The 17963-nt window shown below is 61.8% G+C and carries 18 protein-coding genes and 1 pseudogene; 12 read left to right on the top strand and 7 right to left on the bottom strand.

From position 1 onward, the window contains the following. The first annotated feature begins 1 nt into the window (after window position 1). Entirely contained in the window at window positions 2–367 is a 366-nt protein-coding gene (locus tag FHX10_RS25580) for a nuclear transport factor 2 family protein (protein WP_047613982.1), read from the top strand. 147 nt (window positions 368–514) lie between these two features. On the opposite strand, the gene FHX10_RS25575 is transcribed toward FHX10_RS25580, so the two are convergent. From FHX10_RS25575 to FHX10_RS25565, 3 genes are all read right to left on the bottom strand, one after another. Further along, complete coding sequence (locus tag FHX10_RS25575; protein WP_047613981.1) at window positions 515–1669, bottom strand: site-specific DNA-methyltransferase; 1155 nt, start codon at window positions 1667–1669, stop codon at window positions 515–517. A 142-nt stretch (window positions 1670–1811) separates the two neighbouring features. Continuing rightward, the gene (locus FHX10_RS25570; RefSeq protein ID WP_184390543.1) at window positions 1812–2162 is read right to left on the bottom strand and encodes an antibiotic biosynthesis monooxygenase; all 351 of its coding nucleotides are present in this window, start codon (window positions 2160–2162) and stop codon (window positions 1812–1814) included. Beyond that, a complete protein-coding gene (locus tag FHX10_RS25565) occupies window positions 2159–2488 on the bottom strand; it encodes an NIPSNAP family protein (RefSeq protein ID WP_063476493.1) in 330 nt (109 codons plus the stop codon). The genes FHX10_RS25570 and FHX10_RS25565 overlap by 4 nt, the downstream gene beginning before the upstream one ends. An 84-nt stretch (window positions 2489–2572) precedes the next feature. Between FHX10_RS25565 and FHX10_RS25560 the strand changes: the two genes are divergently transcribed. Continuing rightward, window positions 2573–3259 (top strand): ArsR/SmtB family transcription factor, encoded by a 687-nt coding sequence (locus FHX10_RS25560; protein ID WP_097542824.1) that lies wholly within the window; start codon window positions 2573–2575, stop codon window positions 3257–3259. 45 nt (window positions 3260–3304) lie between these two features. Here FHX10_RS25560 and FHX10_RS25555 read toward each other — a convergent pair whose 3' ends face one another. Together FHX10_RS25555 and FHX10_RS25550 are read right to left on the bottom strand one after the other, a co-directional pair. Beyond that, complete coding sequence (locus FHX10_RS25555; RefSeq protein ID WP_028755732.1) at window positions 3305–3736, bottom strand: hypothetical protein; 432 nt, start codon at window positions 3734–3736, stop codon at window positions 3305–3307. Window positions 3737–3986: 250 nt separating this feature from the next. After that, complete coding sequence (locus FHX10_RS25550) at window positions 3987–4202, bottom strand: hypothetical protein (RefSeq protein WP_047613975.1); 216 nt, start codon at window positions 4200–4202, stop codon at window positions 3987–3989. Window positions 4203–4403: 201 nt separating this feature from the next. Between FHX10_RS25550 and FHX10_RS25545 the strand changes: the two genes are divergently transcribed. The 4 genes and pseudogenes from FHX10_RS25545 to FHX10_RS25535 all read left to right on the top strand — a co-directional run bounded on the left by FHX10_RS25545 (window position 4404) and on the right by FHX10_RS25535 (window position 9157). After that, the gene (locus FHX10_RS25545) at window positions 4404–6236 is read left to right on the top strand and encodes a methyl-accepting chemotaxis protein (RefSeq protein ID WP_097542825.1); all 1833 of its coding nucleotides are present in this window, start codon (window positions 4404–4406) and stop codon (window positions 6234–6236) included. A 55-nt stretch (window positions 6237–6291) separates the two neighbouring features. Next, window positions 6292–6501: pseudogene (locus FHX10_RS35265) on the top strand (hypothetical protein); the annotation flags it as partial. 202 nt (window positions 6502–6703) lie between these two features. Then, window positions 6704–8113 (top strand): peroxidase, encoded by a 1410-nt coding sequence (locus FHX10_RS25540; RefSeq protein WP_184390540.1) that lies wholly within the window; start codon window positions 6704–6706, stop codon window positions 8111–8113. Window positions 8114–8467: 354 nt separating this feature from the next. Next, window positions 8468–9157: an HAD family hydrolase gene (locus tag FHX10_RS25535; RefSeq protein ID WP_184390538.1), complete on the top strand. Its 690-nt coding sequence runs from the start codon at window positions 8468–8470 to the stop codon at window positions 9155–9157. Window positions 9158–9293: 136 nt separating this feature from the next. Here the strand turns inward: FHX10_RS25535 and FHX10_RS25530 are convergent, their stop codons facing one another. Next, a complete protein-coding gene (locus tag FHX10_RS25530; RefSeq protein WP_028755738.1) occupies window positions 9294–9941 on the bottom strand; it encodes a hypothetical protein in 648 nt (215 codons plus the stop codon). A gap of 72 nt (window positions 9942–10013) precedes the next feature. On the opposite strand from FHX10_RS25530, the gene FHX10_RS25525 reads away from it, so the two are divergent. From FHX10_RS25525 to FHX10_RS25505, 5 genes are read left to right on the top strand one after another with little or no spacing between them, the layout of a single operon-like run. Then, entirely contained in the window at window positions 10014–10208 is a 195-nt protein-coding gene (locus tag FHX10_RS25525; RefSeq protein WP_164735928.1) for a hypothetical protein, read from the top strand. Continuing rightward, complete coding sequence (thrC, locus tag FHX10_RS25520; protein ID WP_184390535.1) at window positions 10205–11629, top strand: threonine synthase; 1425 nt, start codon at window positions 10205–10207, stop codon at window positions 11627–11629. The genes FHX10_RS25525 and thrC overlap by 4 nt, the downstream gene beginning before the upstream one ends. Window positions 11630–11632: 3 nt before the next feature. Then, on the top strand, window positions 11633–12928 hold the full coding sequence (locus FHX10_RS25515) for a M16 family metallopeptidase (protein ID WP_028755740.1): 1296 nt from the start codon (window positions 11633–11635) through the stop codon (window positions 12926–12928). A 28-nt stretch (window positions 12929–12956) separates the two neighbouring features. Further along, window positions 12957–13571 carry a GNAT family N-acetyltransferase gene (locus tag FHX10_RS25510; RefSeq protein ID WP_028755741.1) on the top strand — a complete coding sequence of 205 codons (615 nt, stop codon included), beginning with the start codon at window positions 12957–12959 and terminating at the stop codon, window positions 13569–13571. Further along, window positions 13568–16480 carry a sensor domain-containing phosphodiesterase gene (locus FHX10_RS25505; protein ID WP_028755742.1) on the top strand — a complete coding sequence of 971 codons (2913 nt, stop codon included), beginning with the start codon at window positions 13568–13570 and terminating at the stop codon, window positions 16478–16480. Before FHX10_RS25510 ends, FHX10_RS25505 begins: the two co-directional genes overlap by 4 nt. A 33-nt stretch (window positions 16481–16513) precedes the next feature. Here FHX10_RS25505 and FHX10_RS25500 read toward each other — a convergent pair whose 3' ends face one another. Further along, a complete protein-coding gene (locus FHX10_RS25500) occupies window positions 16514–17140 on the bottom strand; it encodes a bifunctional 2-polyprenyl-6-hydroxyphenol methylase/3-demethylubiquinol 3-O-methyltransferase UbiG (RefSeq protein WP_184390533.1) in 627 nt (208 codons plus the stop codon). 389 nt (window positions 17141–17529) lie between these two features. Here FHX10_RS25500 and FHX10_RS25495 point away from each other — a divergent pair, with 389 nt between their 5' ends. Then, complete coding sequence (locus FHX10_RS25495) at window positions 17530–17880, top strand: DUF2200 domain-containing protein (protein ID WP_184390531.1); 351 nt, start codon at window positions 17530–17532, stop codon at window positions 17878–17880. Window positions 17881–17963 lie beyond the last annotated feature (83 nt).

The raw sequence follows: 17963 nt of genomic DNA, 5'->3' as shown, positions 1-17963 counted from the left end.
CATGGCTTTCGACCCCGCAGAAGAAATCGAGCGCTTTCACGCCGCCATCAACGCCCTCGATTTTCCCGCCATCGAGGCCTATTTCGCCGAGGATGCGACCTATGTCTCGAACGGTGTCGGCAGTCTTGCCGGCCGGCCTGAGATCATGGCTGCCTTCCGGCGCTATTTCGACGACTATCCCGATCAGACGGCGGAAAATTCGCTGGTGGAAACGTTGACGCCGCTCTCCGGCCGATCGGTCTGGTCGGTGCGCGCCACCCACAGCAAGACGGGCAAGCCGCTGATCCGCGAGGGCGAGGAGACAATCACCTTCAATGCGGAAGGGCGCGTCACGCGGGTCGAGGTCACCGATTATCAAGAGTTCTGATGACCGCGTTCCAGCAAAACCGCTGCGCAGTTTTGCTGGTACAGCGCAAATAGAAGACGCCCGGAGCTTGAACTCCGGGCGCCTTGGCCTTCCCCCGCAACTGGAGGGAAATCGGAAGAAGGTATCTCGATCTTGCGAAGGTGGTGCTCACTCCACCTTTGCCAGATCACTGCGGATGACGGACCTGAGATCGTCGATCGGGCGCAGGGACTGCCCGTCTTCGAAATGCCAGAAGGTCCATCCGTTGCATGCATCGAGACCCTGCACCTTGGCGCCGAGACGATGAATGGAGCCGGCCTCGCCGCCTGAGGCCACGGTGCCGTCGGCGCGCACGATGGCGCTGTAGCGGCGCTTGGCGTCGGTCAGCACCTGGCCGGGCTTGATCAGGCCGCTTTCGACCAGCACGTTGAAGGCAACGCGGACTTCGGCCTTCTTGCCGGTCATGACGGTCAGTTCCGCCTTGCCGAGCGGCTCGACGGCGGCGATGCGGGCCGAGGCCGCATCGATATAATCCTGCTCGCGCTCGATGCCGACGAAGTGGCGGCCAAGACGCTTGGCGACCGCACCCGTCGTTCCCGAGCCGAAGAAAGGATCGAGCACGATATCGCCGGGCTTGGTCGAGGCCATGATGACGCGGGCAAGCAACGCTTCCGGCTTCTGCGTCGGATGCACCTTCTTGCCGTCCTCGCCCTTCAGCCGCTCGCCGCCATTGCAGATCGGGAACAGCCAGTCGGAGCGCATCTGCACGTCGTCATTGGCCGCCTTCATCGCATCGTAATTGAAGGTATAGCCCTTGGCCTTGGCGTTGGGGCTCGCCCAGATCATCGTCTCATGGGCGTTCTGGAAACGGCGGCCCTTGAAATTCGGCATCGGGTTGGTCTTGCGCCAGATGATGTCGTTGAGGATCCAGAAGTTCAGATCCTGCAGCGTGGCGCCGACGCGGAAGATATTGTGGTAGGAGCCGATCACCCAGATCGAGCCTGTCGGCTTCAGCACCCGCCGGCAGGCCAGCAGCCAGGCACGGGTGAAGGCGTCATAGGCCTCGAAGGAGGCGAACTGATCCCATTCGTCGTCGACCGCATCGACCAGCGACTGATCGGGACGATGCAGCGTTCCGCCGAGCTGGAGATTATACGGCGGGTCGGCAAAGATGATATCGACGGAGTGGCTGGGCAAAGCTTCGAGGGCGCTGACGCAATCGCCCTTGATGATCGTGTCAACCCAGGAATCCGACCGGGATCCCGGCCGGGAATCCGACTTGACGGAAGCCTTGAGGTCGGCAAGCGGAAAAACTGATGCCATTCTGATACTCACTCATACGCTCTACGCTTAACTGTCCGTTATGGTTACGCAACTTAGTTACCAAAGCCTGAAGCGGTGGCCGATTTCGGGAATTTATTCGGCCGGCCGATGAGTGAGCGGCAGACTTTGCCGATGCCGGCGATCAGGCGGCATTGTGAATCCTGCGGCTGTCGGCCGGCGCCTCGTCGCGTTCGAACATGCCGTAATCACGGACGACGCTGGCGATCCGCAGGCGGTAATCGGCGAAGATGCCGCCGCGGCCGGCCTGCTGCGCGGCCCGGTGCGCCTCGAGATTGCGCCACTCCTTGACGGCCGCCTCGTCGCGGAAGAAGGAGAGCGACAGCAGCTTGCCGCGGTTCGTCAGGTTCTCGAAACGCTCGATCGATATGAAGCCGTCGATCTTTTCGAGCTCGCTGCGCAACTCGCCGGCAAGATCCAGATATTTGTGGCGTTCGCCCATATAGGGCACGACTTCGAAGATGACGGCGATCATGGCAGCACCAGCTTGGCGTGAGGGGCGGAGACATTTTTGAGGAAGATGCGATCTTCCTTCAGGATGAAGCGCTCGCGTCGGGCAAATTCGTAATTCTCGCGGCCGAGCGGGTCGGACGCCAGCCGGGCGCGATAGGCTTCATAGGCGGCGAGGCTCTCGATATTATAGACGCCGTAAGCCGTCGTCGCCGATCCCTCGTGCGGGCCGTAATAGCCGATCAGGTCGGCACCGTTCTTCGGAATCGCCTGGCCCCAGTTGCGGGCATATTCGGCAAACGCTTCCTTCTTGAAGGGGTCGATCTGATAGCGGATGAAGCAGGTGATCATATCGTTTCTCCTTTGCTGTCTCAGTGCTCTCCTGGGCCGTTTTCGCACATTGCCCGACGGCGATGCTTCGGTTACGATCGAACTATGAAGGAAGGCCCAGACATTGCGCAGATCGGCGCGCTGATCGGCGATCCCGCCCGCGCCAACATGCTGGCGGCACTCACCGGCGGCCGGGCGCTCACGGCGACCGAGCTTGCCGGCGTCGGCGGCATCACCGTACAGACGGCGAGCACCCATCTCGCCAAGCTCGAAGCCGGCGGGCTGCTTGCCCAGCGCAAGCAGGGACGCCACCGATATTTCACGCTCGCCGACGAGGCCGTTGCCCGGCTGATCGAAAGCATGATGGGTTTTGCCGCCGGACGCGGGCACCTGCGCCACCAGCCGGGACCGAAGGAGCCGGCGCTGCGCAAGGCGCGCATCTGCTACGATCATCTTGCCGGCGATTACGGCGTGCGCATGCTCGACAGCCTGATTGCCTCCGGCTCGATCGAGGCGGTCGGCGAAGGCCTGGTGCTGACGGAAAAGGGCGAAGGCGACCTCAAATGCATCGGCATCGATGTCGGCGACCTCAGATCCTCGCGCCGGCCGCTCTGCCGCTCCTGCCTCGACTGGAGCGAAAGACGCACCCACCTCGCCGGCAGCCTCGGCAAGGCGCTGCTGTCAAGCTTCCTCGACAAGGGCTGGGCGCGGCGCACGGCCGAGAGCCGCTCGATCCTGTTTTCGCCGGAAGGCGACCGGCAGTTTCTGAGGCTGTTTCCGGTCGATCCGTAGCTTATTGCCGGTCTGCAGGAGGTGCTAAGGCCGTTTCCGGCGGCCTCATGCCCCTGCCCTCTTTTCATCTTCCTGCCGCACATGCGCCCGCAGCGCCGCGAGAGTGAGCGCCAGCGCCGCGTGGTTGCTCTCGGCTTCACCGAGCACGCTTTCGCCCTCATCGATCTCGCGCAGCTGCGCACCGTAAAGCGACTCGTCCGATGTCTGGCGGCCGCAGGCGAGGTGCCAAACCGCATCCGGCTGCACCTCCCGGCACAGATCGATGGCGTGATTGACATCATGCGTGAACGAACGCGCCATCAGGAAACCATGCGGCGACTTGATACTGCTCGGCATGTAGTCGTGGGGACCGTCGAAATCGTCCGGTTCGGCCGGCCGGAATTGCTTCAGCAGGAAAGCACAGGTGATGAAGGCGTCGATCCGGCTGTCGGGCATATCAGTCTTTTCCAGGGTCTCGATGATGTCCTCGATCGTCATGCGGTCTTCCTCTTCGTCCGTTCCTTGGCATGCCGCTTGTTCTCCTCCCCATAGCGGCGGTGACGTCCTCCTCGATCGCCATCTAGTGCATGAGAATGCCAAAGGTAGTCCTGGGGCCGCGGTTAGAACTGCATGACGCGGATTTGATGGATGTCGCGCCGTTCTCAAAGAAGGCGCAGTCTGCCGTTTCGGTAACAGGCTCGCCTGCTGCCGGTCCATGTTCTCTCGGTACTCGCACGCTATCGGCGGCTTAGCTCTGGCAGCCCTTCTTCCTCATCTTCCTTTCGACCTTGGCTCTCTTGTCGGTGCCATCCCCGGCATGCTTTCCGCCGGTCAGGGCATTATCCTTCATCGCCTGCAGCTGCGCACAGCTTCGGTGCTTTCCCCTGGCGTTGACGTCGGTGGATGTGAAGGCAAACAGCAGCACTACGGCTGCCGCCGGTCGGACGAAAGCTGAAAGCCTCATGGTCCCTCTCCTTGTGCGGCTGCATGCTACGCCCAAGACCGTGAAGCAGCAATGAGCGGCCACAATGCACAGATCAACCTTTCATCGAAAATGAAATATCGAATGCAACCTATTGTTTTCACGCCACTAAGGATCGGTGCTGAGAAATCATTAAGCATATTCCCGTACTCTCACGTTCTAAATTAACGAGAGAGCCCTGTCATGGCGTCGATCCAGCATAAGATCATCATTGCGAGCATCGCGATTTTCGCCTTGGCGGGTGGCGCCACGGGGGTCGGTATCTGGTCGGCCTCGACCCTGTCGGAAAACAACGCCGACGTTGCCCGGTCGGCGCAAATTCTGCGCAACCACATGCAGGCCGACATGATGCATGACGCGATGCGCGCGGACGTGCTGGCATCGATGCTGGCGTCCAATCCGGCAGCGGGCATAGAAGCGGCCGCGGTGAAGGCGGACCTGGTGGAACACGACGCGTCGTTTCGCGAGATGATTGCCGCCAACAAGGCGCTTGCCGCCGACGACAAGACCAAAGCGCTGCTTGCCAGCATCGAACCTCCGCTTCTGAGCTATATCGAAAGCGCCACGAAAATCGTGGATCTGGCAAACCAGGATCCTTCGGCGGCCTTGAAGGCCCTGCCCGCATTCATGCAGCAATTCTCGACGTTGGAAACGGCCATGGAACAGGCCGGCGACGAGATCACCGCCGCGTCGGACGAAATCTCCAAGCGTAGCGCCGACGTCAAGGCTTCGGTCGATATCGCTCTGAAAGCACTTCTGGCCGCAGCCGCATTGTTCGCCATTGGTCTCTATTTCCTGACGCGCAAGACCGTAACCAAGCCGATCCTGGCGCTTTCCAACGATATGCAAAGGCTTGCCGGCGGTGACACGGCCATTGCCTGCACGGGGATCGGCCGCTCGGACGAAATCGGAACGATGGCATCGGCCGTCGAAATCTTCCGCCAGGCGGCAATTGCCAACAGGCAGCTCGAGCAAGACGCCGAGGCAGCCCGGTTGCAGGGCGAAACCGAACGGCTGACGGCCCGCAAACAGGCCGACGAAGATGCAGCCGTTCGGCTGCGGGCGGCGACATCCGGCCTTGCCGCCGGCCTGAAGCGGCTCGCATCCGGCGATCTCGCCTTCCAGATCGACGAGCCGTTCGCACCTGATTTCGAGGGCCTCCGGCATGATTTCAACATGTCGATCCGCCAGCTCGACCAAACGCTCGGCGCCATTGCGGCCGCCATTGCCGCGATCGACGAAGGCACCCGGGAAATCGCATCCGGGGCCGGCGATCTGTCCAAACGCACCGAACAGCAGGCAGCCTCGCTCGAAGAAACCGCCGCAGCGCTCGATCAGATCACCGCCAATGTCTCGAACTCGAGCAAGCGCACCGACGAGGCGCGCAGTGAAGCGACCGATGCGAACCGCAATGCCGCCAAGTCTTCGGAGGTCGTGTCGCATGCCGAAGAGGCCATGCGCCGCATCGAGGCTTCGTCGCAGCAGATCTCCAGCATTATCGGCGTGATCGACGAGATCGCCTTCCAGACCAATCTGCTGGCGCTGAACGCCGGTGTCGAAGCGGCGCGCGCCGGAGAGGCGGGCAAGGGCTTTGCGGTGGTGGCCCAGGAAGTGCGCGAACTCGCCCAGAGATCGGCCCAGGCGGCAAAGGAAATCAAAGGCCACATCCAGAAATCGTCGGTGGAAGTGGAAAGCGGCGTCAAGCTGGTTCTCGACACCAGCCAGGTTCTGAAGGCGATCAGCGAACAGATCGCCCGCATCAATCAGCACATGGATGCCATCGCCGTCTCGGCAAGAGAACAGTCGACCGGCCTTGCCGAAGTCAACACCGCCGTCAATTCCATGGATCAGGTGACCCAACAGAACGCGGCAATGGTGGAGCAATCAACCGCGGCATCCGGTCATCTTGCCGAGGAAGCCGCCAAGCTGCGTGAACTCGTTTCCCGGTTCAAGCTGCGCGCGACGGCTTCGACGCCATCTGCCGCTGGACGCCGGAGCGGGCAGCTGGCGGCCTGACGGCTTCTGTCTGCTCGCCATTTCCATTCCCGCGACGTCGAGGACCTCAGATCATCGCGGCTGCCGCTCCTGCCTCGACTGAAACGAAAGGCGGGCTGATCTTGCCGGCCGTCTCGGCGAGGCCCTGCTGTCAGGTTTCTTCGACAAAGGCTGGGCGCGCCGGACGGCGGAGAGTCGCCCGATCATCTTCTCAGCGGAAGGCGACCGGCAGCGACTGCACTCTCCGGCAGTGGCAGCAGAGCCTATCCCAGAGGGCGGGCGATAAATCAGATCAAAGTCCACTACCGCCTCACCCGCAGCATCGAGGACATCTAGCGCACCCTGATGCCAATAGGTTCGTTTGCAGATCAAAAATGGCAAAAGATTCAACACGCCATTGGAAATACAAATCAAACAATAAATGGTTGCGTTGACTCTAATATGCTACCTGTTGTTTAATGACGATGTCATTAACGGGGGAACGCAAGATGTCCGTCACGTTAAATTCTCCAATCTCATGGAAAAATCCATCTGCCGACGACAGCATTATGCTTGTCAACCTTCAACCTAACATCATCAAGGCGCATGTTCGTGAGTTTTTGACTCTGTTTTTTCTGCGGTTTGACGATAAGGAAGCTGCGAAAAACTTCCTTCGGGCTATTTCCACGACGCTGATGAAATCGGCAAAGCAGCATTTAATGGAAATTGAAGCATTCAAAGCCAAACCTTCGACGCCGGGAACGCCGTACATTGGGCTTGGCCTTACAGACGAGGGCTATCAAGCCCTCCAAATCGCCCAAAGGCCGAGCGATCCGATATTTCGCGCGGGCATGCAAAAATCCGACTTGAATGACCCTGATGTCAGCAGGTGGGATGCTTATTTTCGCAATCCCATCCATGCGGTCGTTCTGGTGGGAGATATGCTCAATGACACCAAGGTCACCGCTCACGATCAGGTGGTAAACTTGATCCAGGCCTCGCATGGGGTAACAATCGTGGGGACGCAAGATGGCCTGGGCCTTCACAATGACAATAGAGAAGGTATCGAACACTTCGGCTATGTCGATGGGCGCAGCCAGCCGCTGTTTCTGCTGGAAGACATCGACGCGGAAGAAAACGCGACAGATGGAATTGCGAACTGGGATCCGGCTTTCCCATTAGAACAGGTTATTGTTCCAGATCCAGCAGCGCCCGATCCGGCCGTTCATTTCGGAAGTTACTTCGTATACCGGAAGCTGGAACAAAACGTCCGCCGGTTCAAAAGGCAAGAGCAGAAACTTGCAGATCGCTTGTTCGGAGCTGATGACGAAAGGGCCGGCGCCATGGTCGTCGGGCGCTTTGAGGACGGAACGCCGGTCACGATGCAGTCAGAAGACGGCGTTGAGTCACCCGTCCCGAACAACTTCAACTACTTCAGCGACAAGAGCGGCGCGAAGTGTCCCTTTTCAGGGCATATCCGAAAAACCAATCCGCGCGGGTCGGGCGGGTTCGAAAACAGTGCTGGCGAACGAAAGCACCTGATGGCCCGACGCGGCCAAACCTATGGCGTGCGAACAGATAATCCGAACGATGGCAAGATCGAGAACAAACCGAGTAAATACGTCGGCCTGTTATTCATGGCGTTCAACAGTGATATAGCCAATCAGTTCGAATTCACGCAGAAAAATTGGGCAAACAATCCCGGTTTCCCAGCTGTGCCGACCGGCTTTCCAGCGCCTGGGGTCGATCCGGTCATCGGTCAAACAAAACAAGATGCTGCGCGACCAGATATGGAAGGAGCGGCCATCTGGGGTGATCCCGGCTCCCTCAAGACCGTTGCGACCGTTCCTCAAGCGGTGAAGATGAAGGGAGGCGAATATTTCTTTATGCCGTCCCTCGCGTTTCTGAGCTCGCTTTAAGCTTGCCATGACGTTGGCGGGCAATCCTGCCGACGTCATTCCACGGTCATCTCCAGGGACTCTCACCTGATAGCGCCGCGCACGATGCTAGGCGAGCATTCGGCTGATGCGGCGTGCGATTGTGCCTTCCGGCTCCCTCCGATGCGCCTTCGGTGGCAAGCGAGTTCCTGCTTGTCGAGGGCTGGATGACGGTGGCTTACGCCGCCGATCCGGCAGCAACGCCGGAGCCGGTCGCTTGCCGCATCGCAGCCATGCTTGAGATCCGGTTGAGCTTTGGGCGGGCATCGTGTAAAGCCGCAGCATCCCCGGACAAGACCCAGGCTTTCGGCCCAGATTTCAGCAAGGCGTGAACATATGGACGGCTTCGACCTCATCATCTTCGACTGCGACGGCGTTCTCGTCGATTCCGAAATCATCGCGGCGGAAGTCGAATCCGCGCTGCTGACGGAGGCCGGCTACCCGATCGGCGTCGAGGAAATGGGCGAGCGTTTCGCCGGCATGACATGGCGCAACATCCTGCTGCAGATCGAGCGCGAGGCGAGCATCCCGCTTTCGGCCTCGCTGCTCGACAAGTCGGAAAAGATGCTCGACCTCCGGCTGGCGCAGGACGTCAAGGCCATTACGGGCGTCGAATTCGCCGTCTCCCGGCTGCCGATGAAGCGCTGCATCTGCTCGAATTCCAGCACCAAGCGGCTCGACATGATGCTGACCAAGGTGGGGCTGAAGCCGCTTTTTGCACCCAACATCTTTTCCGCCAAGGATCTCGGCCCCGACCGCGCCAAGCCGAAGCCCGATATCTTCCTGCACGGCGCAAGCCAGATGGGTGTTTCGCCCGACAAGGTCGTCGTGGTCGAAGATTCCGTGCACGGCGTGCATGCGGCGCGCGCCGCCGGCATGCGCGTCATCGGCTTTACCGGCGCCTCGCACAGCTATCCCGCCCATGCCGATAAATTGACCGATGCCGGCGCCGAAACGGCGATCTCGCGCATGAACGACCTGCCGGGCGTCGTCGCCGCCTTGGCCGCCTGGGACAACGTTCTCTGAGGCGCCCGAAGCCCGCTAGCCCGCTCTGGTTTGAGCGTACGGCTGCCCTCATCCTAGCCTGACCGGGTGGCGGCAGCCGGATGAGGGGCCGCTATCGATGAGCTCCCAGGCCGGTGCAGGCCGAAGGCCGAATTGCTTAGCTGCTCTTCTTGGTCTTCGCCGGCTGGGTGTCGAAGCCGACATTGACGCGCACCAGGGCGCCTGCGCCGACCGGCATCTTGATGCCTTCCTTGCGGAAGATCACCTGCGTGCCAGGCGCACCTGCCGGGATCTCGGTCGCGAACTTGGTGACCTCGGAATAGAGCACGTTCTCGCCGTCGAGGATTGTGACGCGGATCGGCAGCGTCAGCGGGCCCGGCGCACCGGCCGGGCCGGTGATCAGGCGCAGCTGGGCGACGACCGTCATCGTCAGGTTGGTGTCGTTCAGCGTGCACTGGCGGGTGTAATCGCCGAAGGAGGCCTGGTAGACGATCTGCTGCGGATCGTCCTTCTTGCCCTTGGCATAGGTGCGGAAGATCGCATCCTGGTCACGCATGAAGATCTGCGGGCAGGCGCCCTGGACGACCGGGGCAACGGTGCCCTGCGCGGTCGTGGCCGTGCCGATCGACGGATTGTTCGACGAGGGATTGGCGGGTGCCAGCGGCATGATCTGGGCGGTGCCGTTCGGCTGGGTCGGCGGTGCAGACGACTTGCTGTCTCCGCCTATGCCGAGCGAGTTGCAGCCGGCGAGCAGGGCAAGAAAAGATGCGGAGACGATGAGACGCGAGACCTTGCCGAGCACCATATTCCATCCCTTGTACAAGCGTTTCTTGGAGGCCCCATGTCTTTTCCGCGAGGCCTTTCATGACGGTTTGCGATGGTCTATATCAGCGGCGCAAACAAAAATCGATTGGGTAAGCGCCGTTTTGATGCACTTTTCGCCGCCGGATGCGGGCAACTTCAACAGGATACCCGCGATGGCGTGCCGACGGGGCAGCCCCTCTCCAATTTTCGGCAGAGCAAGCCACGGCTGCGCCCGGCCGGATTTCTTCCAGCGATAGATCAAGGATGACGAACGTGGACTATATCTCGACCCGCGGCGAGGCCCCTTCCCTCGGCTTTTGCGACGCCCTGCTGACCGGGCTGGCACGCGACGGCGGGCTCTACGTTCCCCGTAAATGGCCGAGCTTCTCGAAGAAGGAGATCCGGGCACTGCGCGGCAAGACCTATCAGGAAGTGGCCTTCACCATCCTGTCGCCCTTCACCAACGGCGAGATCCCCGACGACACGTTCCGGGCGATGATCGACGAGGCCTACGGCACCTTCCGCCACCCGGCGATCGCGCCGCTCGTCCAGACCGGGCCGAACAGCTTCGTCATGGAGCTCTTCCACGGCACGACGCTCGCCTTCAAGGACGTGGCGATGCAGCTGCTCGCCCGGCTGATGGACTATGCGCTGGAAAAGCGCGGCGAGCGGGCGACGATCGTCGGCGCCACTTCGGGCGATACCGGCGGGGCGGCGATCGACGCCTTTGCGGGCCGCGAGCGCACCGATATCTTCATTCTCTTCCCGCACGGCAAGGTCTCGCCGGTGCAGCAGCGGCAGATGACGACTTCGTCTTCGCCAAACGTGCATGCGCTTGCCGTCGAGGGCAATTTCGACGATTGCCAGAACCTGGTGAAGGCGATGTTCAACGACGTGGCCTTCCGCGACAAGGTTCGTCTATCCGGCGTCAATTCGATCAACTGGGCCCGCATCATGGCCCAGATCGTCTATTATTTCACGGCGGCCGTCGCCCTCGGCGGACCCGACCGGAAGATCTCGTTCACGGTGCCCACCGGCAATTTCGGCGACATCTTCGCCGGCTATTGCGCCAAGCGCATGGGCCTGCCGATCGACCGGCTGGTGATCGCCACCAACGAGAACGACATTCTGGCGCGGACGCTGAAGACCGGCCGCTACGACATGAAGGCGGTCAAGGCGACGAGCTCGCCGTCGATGGACATCCAGATCTCCTCGAACTTCGAACGGCTGCTGTTCGAAGCCTATGGGCGCGACGCCTCGAAGGTGCGCGCGGCGATGGAGAGTCTCAAACAATCCAATGGCTTCGAGATTGCTCCTGAAGCGCTGAAGGCGATCCGCCGCGACTTCCGCGCCGGCCGCACCAGCGAGAAACAGGTGGCCGAGACGATCCGCAAGACCCATGCCGAGACCGGTTATCTGCTGGATCCGCATTCGGCGATCGGCGTCTTCGTTGCGGCGAAGAAAGAGAAGCCGAATACGCCGATGGTGACGCTTTCGACCGCGCATCCGGCGAAATTCCCCGTCGCCGTAAAATCCGCTTGCGGTATTGACCCGGCGCTTCCGACGTGGCTTGCTGATGTGATGCACAGGGAGGAGCGTTTCCAGATCATCAAGCCGGAGCTGAAAGCCGTTGAGACTTTTATCGGCAAACATGCCCGTGGCGAGACGACAGCAGGCGCAGAAAGATAGCCAATGACAGTTGAGTGCACCCGGCTCAAATCCGGGCTGACAGTAGTCACAGAAACCATGCCGCACCTTGAAAGCGTTGCGCTCGGAGTCTGGATCAAATCAGGATCGCGTAACGAGACGGGAGACGAGCACGGCATCGCCCACCTGCTCGAACACATGGCTTTCAAGGGCACGGCGCGCCGCTCGGCCCGCCAGATTGCCGAGGAGATCGAGGATGTCGGCGGCGAAGTCAACGCCGCGACCTCGACCGAGACGACCTCCTATTATGCCCGCGTGCTCAAGGATCATGTGCCGCTCGCCGTCGATATCCTCGCCGACATCCTGACGGAATCGGCTTTCGAGGAGGAGGAGCTGGAGCGTGAGAAGCAGGTGATCCTGCAGGAGATCAACGCCGCCAACGATACGCCCGACGACGTGGTGTTCGACCGGTTCTCCGAAGCCGCCTATCGCGACCAGACGCTCGGCCGGGCGATCCTCGGCACGCCGGAGACCGTCGTCTCCTTCACGCCGCAGCAGATCCGCGGCTATCTCGGCCGCAACTACACGACCGACCGCATGTTCGTGGTGGCGACCGGCGCCGTCGAGCATGATGAATTCGTCCGCATGGTCGAGGATCGTTTTGCGAGCCTGCCGACTTCGCCTTCTGCCCCGCCCGTCATGGAAGCGGCGCGTTATATCGGCGGCAGCGTGCGCGAACCGCGCGACCTGATGGACGCCCAGATCCTGCTCGGCTTCGAGGGCAAGCCCTATCATGCCCGCGATTTCTACTGCTCGCAGATCCTCGCCAATATTCTTGGCGGCGGCATGTCCTCCAGGCTCTTCCAGGAAGTGCGCGAGTTCCGCGGCCTCTGTTATTCCGTCTATGCCTTCCACTGGGGCTTTTCCGACACCGGCATCTTCGGCATTCATGCCGCGACCGGCGGTGAAAACCTGCCGGAGCTGTTGCCGGTCATCATCGACGAGCTGCACAAGTCCACCGATGCCATTCACCAGAAGGAAATCGAACGCGCCCGCGCCCAGATCCGCGCCCAGCTGCTGATGGGCCAGGAGAGCCCGGCAGCCCGCGCCGGCCAGATCGCCAGGCAGATGATGCTCTACGGCCGGCCGATTTCCAATCCGGAGATGATGGAGCGGCTGGAAGGCATCACCATCGAGCGGCTGACCGACCTTGCCGGCCGGCTGTTCTACGACACGGTGCCGACGCTTTCGGCGATCGGGCCGTTGGAGCAGCTCGCGCCGATGGAAGATATCACCGCCTCGCTTTCGGTCCCGGCGTCGAAGACGCTGCAGGCAAGCTGATCCGACGTCCGTCTGCCGGGAGTAATCGATGGCAAAATCCGTTTTTCGGTTTCTGTCGCGGCAGCCGGAAGCGGTGGAGCTGGAGAACGACAGATATCTCCTGCGCCTGCCGCGCTACCAGGATTTCAACCAGTGGCACCGGCTGCGCGCCGAAAGCCGCAAATTCCTCGAACCCTGGGAGCCGACCTGGCGGCGCGACGAGTTGACCGAGGGCGCCTATCGCGCCCGCGTCATCCGCGGCAAGCAGGAATATGCCTCGGGCCAGGCGGTCCCGCTGTTCATTTTCCTCAAAGGCGACATGACGCTCGTCGGCGGCATCACCATCGGCTACATCAGGAGGGGTGCGGCACAAAGCTGCATGATCGGCTACTGGATGGGCGAGCGCCATGCCGGCCAGGGGCACATGTTCGCCGCCTTGCAAATGGTTATTCCTTACATCTTCACCGGGCTTGAGTTGCACCGTATCGAAGCAGCCTGTATTCCAGATAACGCGCGCAGCATCCGTCTGCTTGAAAAGGCCGGGTTTCAGCGAGAAGGCTATCTGCGCGGATATTTGAAGATCAACGGTCAGTGGCATGATCATGTGATGTTTTCACGTCTCGCCACCGATACGGATAAAGGCAGGAAAACCGACAGCCGATGACCAGAGACCGCATGCTGCCCAAGTCACCGTCCGGACGAGTGATCGCGGTGATCGCAGCCCTTTTCCTGGCGGCCTTCGCCTTCGTGGCGGGTACGGCCCAGGCGGCCGAACCGGTGAAGATTTCCCGCGACGATACCGCGCTCGACCTGACCGCGACGACCGAGATCTATGTGAACCAGGGCGAGGCCTTCCAGGTTTCGACGGCCGCGGGTGCGGACGGTATCCGCCGCCGCATCGAGGTCAGGGCGAGCTCGGAGAACCATCAGGGCGACTGGGCGGTGTTTGCGCTCGCCAATGTCTCGGAGGAACAGCTCGAGCGCGTCATCGTCGCGCCGCATTTCCGCCTGGTCAATTCCAAGCTGTTCTGGCCGGATCTCGGCTCGCAGCGCATCAGCGCCATCACCCCGAGCGAAGGCTTCGCGCTCGACCGGCAGCCGAGCGACGAGGCCGACGTCTTCCGCATCACGCTGAACCCCGGCGCCGTCATCACCTTCGTCGCCGAACTGTCGACGCCGGAGCTGCCGCAGATCTATCTCTGGGAACCGAACGCCTACAAGGATACGATCAACGCCTTCACGCTCTATCGCGGCATCGTGCTCGGCATTGCCGGCCTGCTCGCCGTGTTCCTGACCATTCTCTTCGTCGTCAAGGGCACCTCGATGCTGCCGGCGACGGCGGCCCTCGCCTGGGCGGTGCTCGGCTATATCTGCGTCGACTTCGGCTTCCTCGGCAAGCTCATCAGCGTCGCATCGGCGGACCAGCGAATATGGCGCGCCTGCGCGGAGGTGGCGCTGGCGTCGAGTTTCGTCATCTTCCTGTTCACCTATCTGAACCTCAACCGCTGGCATGCGCATCTCGGCTACGCCACGCTTGCCTGGGTGCTCGGCCTTGCCCTGCTCTTCGGCGTGGCGATCTACGATCCGTCGATCGCCGCCGGTATCGCCAGGCTTTCCTTCGCGCTGACGGCGACGATGGGGCTCTTGCTCATCATCTATCTCGGCTTCAACCGCTACGACCGCGCTATCCTGCTGGTGCCGGCCTGGGCGCTGATCCTCGTCTGGCTGTTCGGGGCGTGGCTGACGGTCACCGGGCGGCTCGACAACGACATCATCCAGCCCGCCCTCGGCGGCGGCCTGGTGCTCATCGTGCTTCTGATCGGCTTCACCGTGATGCAGCATGCCTTTGCCGGCGGCGCGTTCCAGCAGGGGCTGTTTTCCGATCTTGAGCGGCAATCGCTGGCGCTCACCGGCTCCGGCGACATGGTCTGGGATTGGGATGTGGCGCGCGACCGCGTCGTTACCATTCCCGATGTCTCGACCAAGCTCGGCCTATCGCCGGGGACCATGCATGGCGCGGCGCGCAACTGGCTGCCGCGGCTGCATCCCGACGACCGCGACCGCTTCCGCGCGACACTCGACGTGCTGCTCGAACATCGCCGCGGGCGGCTGAACCACGAGTTCCGCATCCGCGCCGAGGACGGGCATTTCCACTGGCTGCTGATCCGCGCCCGGCCGGTGCTCGGCTCGAACGGCGAGATCATCCGCTGCGTCGGCACGATCGTCGACGTGACCGAGCAGAAGAATTCCGTCGAGCGGCTGCTGCACGATGCGCTGCACGACAATCTGACCGGCCTGCCGAACCGCCAGGTCTTCCTCGACCGGCTGCAATCGGTGCTGGCGCTGGCGCCGGGCGGCGACACGCTGCGGCCGACGGTGATGGTGATCGACATCGACCGCTACAAGCTGGTCAATGATTCGCTCGGGGTGGCTGCCGGCGACAACATCCTGATCGCCCTGACGCGGCGCCTGCGCCGGCTGTTGAAGCCGCAGGACACGCTGGCCCGGCTTGCCGGCGACCAGTTCGGCCTGATCCTGGTGTCCGAGCACAATCCGGCCAAGGTCGCCGATTTCGCCGATGCGATCAGCAAGGCGATCATGGTGCCGATCAACTTCGCCAATCGCGAGATCATCCTGACGGCCTCGGTGGGGCTCGCCTCCTGGGTCGACCGGCAGGAAAGCGCCACCGGCCTGCTCAGCGATGCCGAGCTTGCGATGTACCGGGCAAAACGGGCGGGCGGCAACCGCGTCGAACCGTTCCAGCCGGCCTTCCGCGATTTCGGCACCGACCGGCTGCAGCTGGAAACGGATCTGCGCCGCGCCATCGAGCGCAAGGAATTGTCGATGGTCTATCAGCCGATCGCCAGGCTTGAGGATGTCGAGATTGCCGGTTTCGAGGCGCTGATGCGGTGGGAACATCCCAAACGCGGCAATATCCCGCCATCCGAATTCATTCCGATCGCCGAGTCCTCCGATCTCATCGGCCCGCTCGGCATGTTCGCGCTGGAACAGGCGACCAACGATCTGATGAGCTGGCAGCACCAGACCGGCGAATTGCCGATCTTCGTCTCGATCAATCTGTCGAGCGTGCAGCTGCTCAACAACGAGCTCTATGACGACGTGCGCTCGGTTCTCGCCAAGACGCATTGCCATCCCTCGCGCCTCAAGCTCGAACTGACGGAATCCATGGTGATGGAAAATCCGGAACAGGCCCGCCTTGTGCTGCAGAAGCTGAAGGAGGCCGGCATCGGGCTGGCGCTCGACGATTTCGGCACCGGCTATTCGTCGCTCGCCTATCTCACCCGCTTCCCCTTCGACACGATCAAGCTCGACAAGGCGCTGGTGCGCGACGGCAGCGACAAGAAGGCGACCGTGCTCCGGTCGGTGATATCGATGGCGCGCGAGCTTGAGATGAAGGTGGTGGCGGAGGGGATCGAATCCAACGAGGACGCGATCGAACTCGCCAAGATGGGCTGCAGCTACGGCCAGAGCTACCTGTTCGGGCCGCCGATCCCTTCGGAATCGGTACTGCGGCTGCTGCGCGACCGCTTTCCGCTGACGAAACGGGCCTGAGCGGAACGGCCATTCCCGCAAGTTCCATGTGCGTCACGCCCGACTCGCCCGAACGCTGAGCCACCGATCATGGGGCTTTCCGACGCACAGACGTATCTCGCTGACGATCCAGCCGGCGTCCGTGAGTGCGGACCGCAGGGCAGACTCGCGCCAGTACGTCTCGACGTAGCGCCGGGGCGCTGCAGCATTGCCATGTGTGGACACATCCTCGCCGTCGCCCTCTCTTACCGAGGCGTGCAATCGGCCACCGGTCCGGGTCGCCTCGGCAAGCCGTCCGAGCACCGTGCCGAAATCCTCGCGCGCGACATGAATCAGGCAGGCACAGGCCCAGATCCCGTCGTACGGCGTGCCGGGACGCTGCGGGTCGGCCAAGTCTTCGGTCAGCGGGTCCAACAGGTCGGACTCGAAGCCATTTTCGCGAAGCAGTTCGACGAAACCCTTTGCAATGTCGGTGCGCCGGACGCTCATTCCCCGCTTCTCAAGCGCAAGTGCATCTCGCCCGCCACCGCTTCCGATCTCCAGCACCCTGCCCGAGCCGCCCAGCCCGGTCACGAACGCATCGATCTCTGTCGCGACCCATTCGGGCATCGCCGCGGCCTCCGCAGCGTACTCCGCCGCGACCGTATTATAGGACCGCACGGTATCCAGGTCGGTGCTCATCCTGGCGTTCCTCCTTCAAGACAAGAGGCCTGATAAGCGAGAGGCCCGTCAGTCCGTTGCGCCCTTCACACTTCGGCAGTTGGTGACATCGCGGGCGATTTGCTTCCGAACTTTAGCAGAAATGCGGCCAGAGATCACCGACCGAGCCCATGCTGCCGGGCGGTAATGCGCCTCCATTTCTGTCGTTCCGATAGGCTTGCATCGCCCGAAAGCGGACATCAGATCAAAGGCGTCTTGGCAGAAAATTTTGGCGTGGAGAGCGGATGACCTGCCTCTTCTTGGCCAAGACCTCAAAGCTTCCGGTCCGCAGCCGGCCCCGTGGCGGTCGTCTGAGGTCTAGAAATCAGCTATCTCAAGCCGGAAAACATCTGGAACGTTGAGGAGCAGGCATGACGAAGCATCGTATCTATTCAGTCAGCGTCGCGAGCGTCTACCCTCACTATGTCGCCAAGGCAGAGAAGAAGGGGCGCACGAAGACAGAGGTCGATGACATCATCTGTTGGCTGACGGGGCATAGCCAGCAGAGCCTGGACGATCAGTTGGCTGAGAAGACCAACTTCGAGGATTTCTTTGCGCAAGCGCCTCAGATGAATTCCTCCCGATCGTTGATTACAGGCGTGATCTGCGGCGTTCGCGTGGAAGACATCCAAGAAACGACGATGCGGGAAATCCGCTATCTGGACAAATTGATCGACGAACTCGCGAAGGGGAAAGCGATGGAGAAAATCCTGCGGAAATAGCCAGGAATCCATGTCGCGGAAGGATCCGCGATCACCCATGGCACGCGCTCGGAATCCGGCACTGTCTCGTCCGGAAATGACGA

This window comes from Rhizobium sp. BK591, from assembly GCF_014195045.1.
Lineage (GTDB): Bacteria > Pseudomonadota > Alphaproteobacteria > Rhizobiales > Rhizobiaceae > Rhizobium > Rhizobium anhuiense.
The sequence above is the reverse complement of the archived record's forward strand: the minus strand, read 5'-3'. Positions and strand labels throughout refer to the sequence as shown.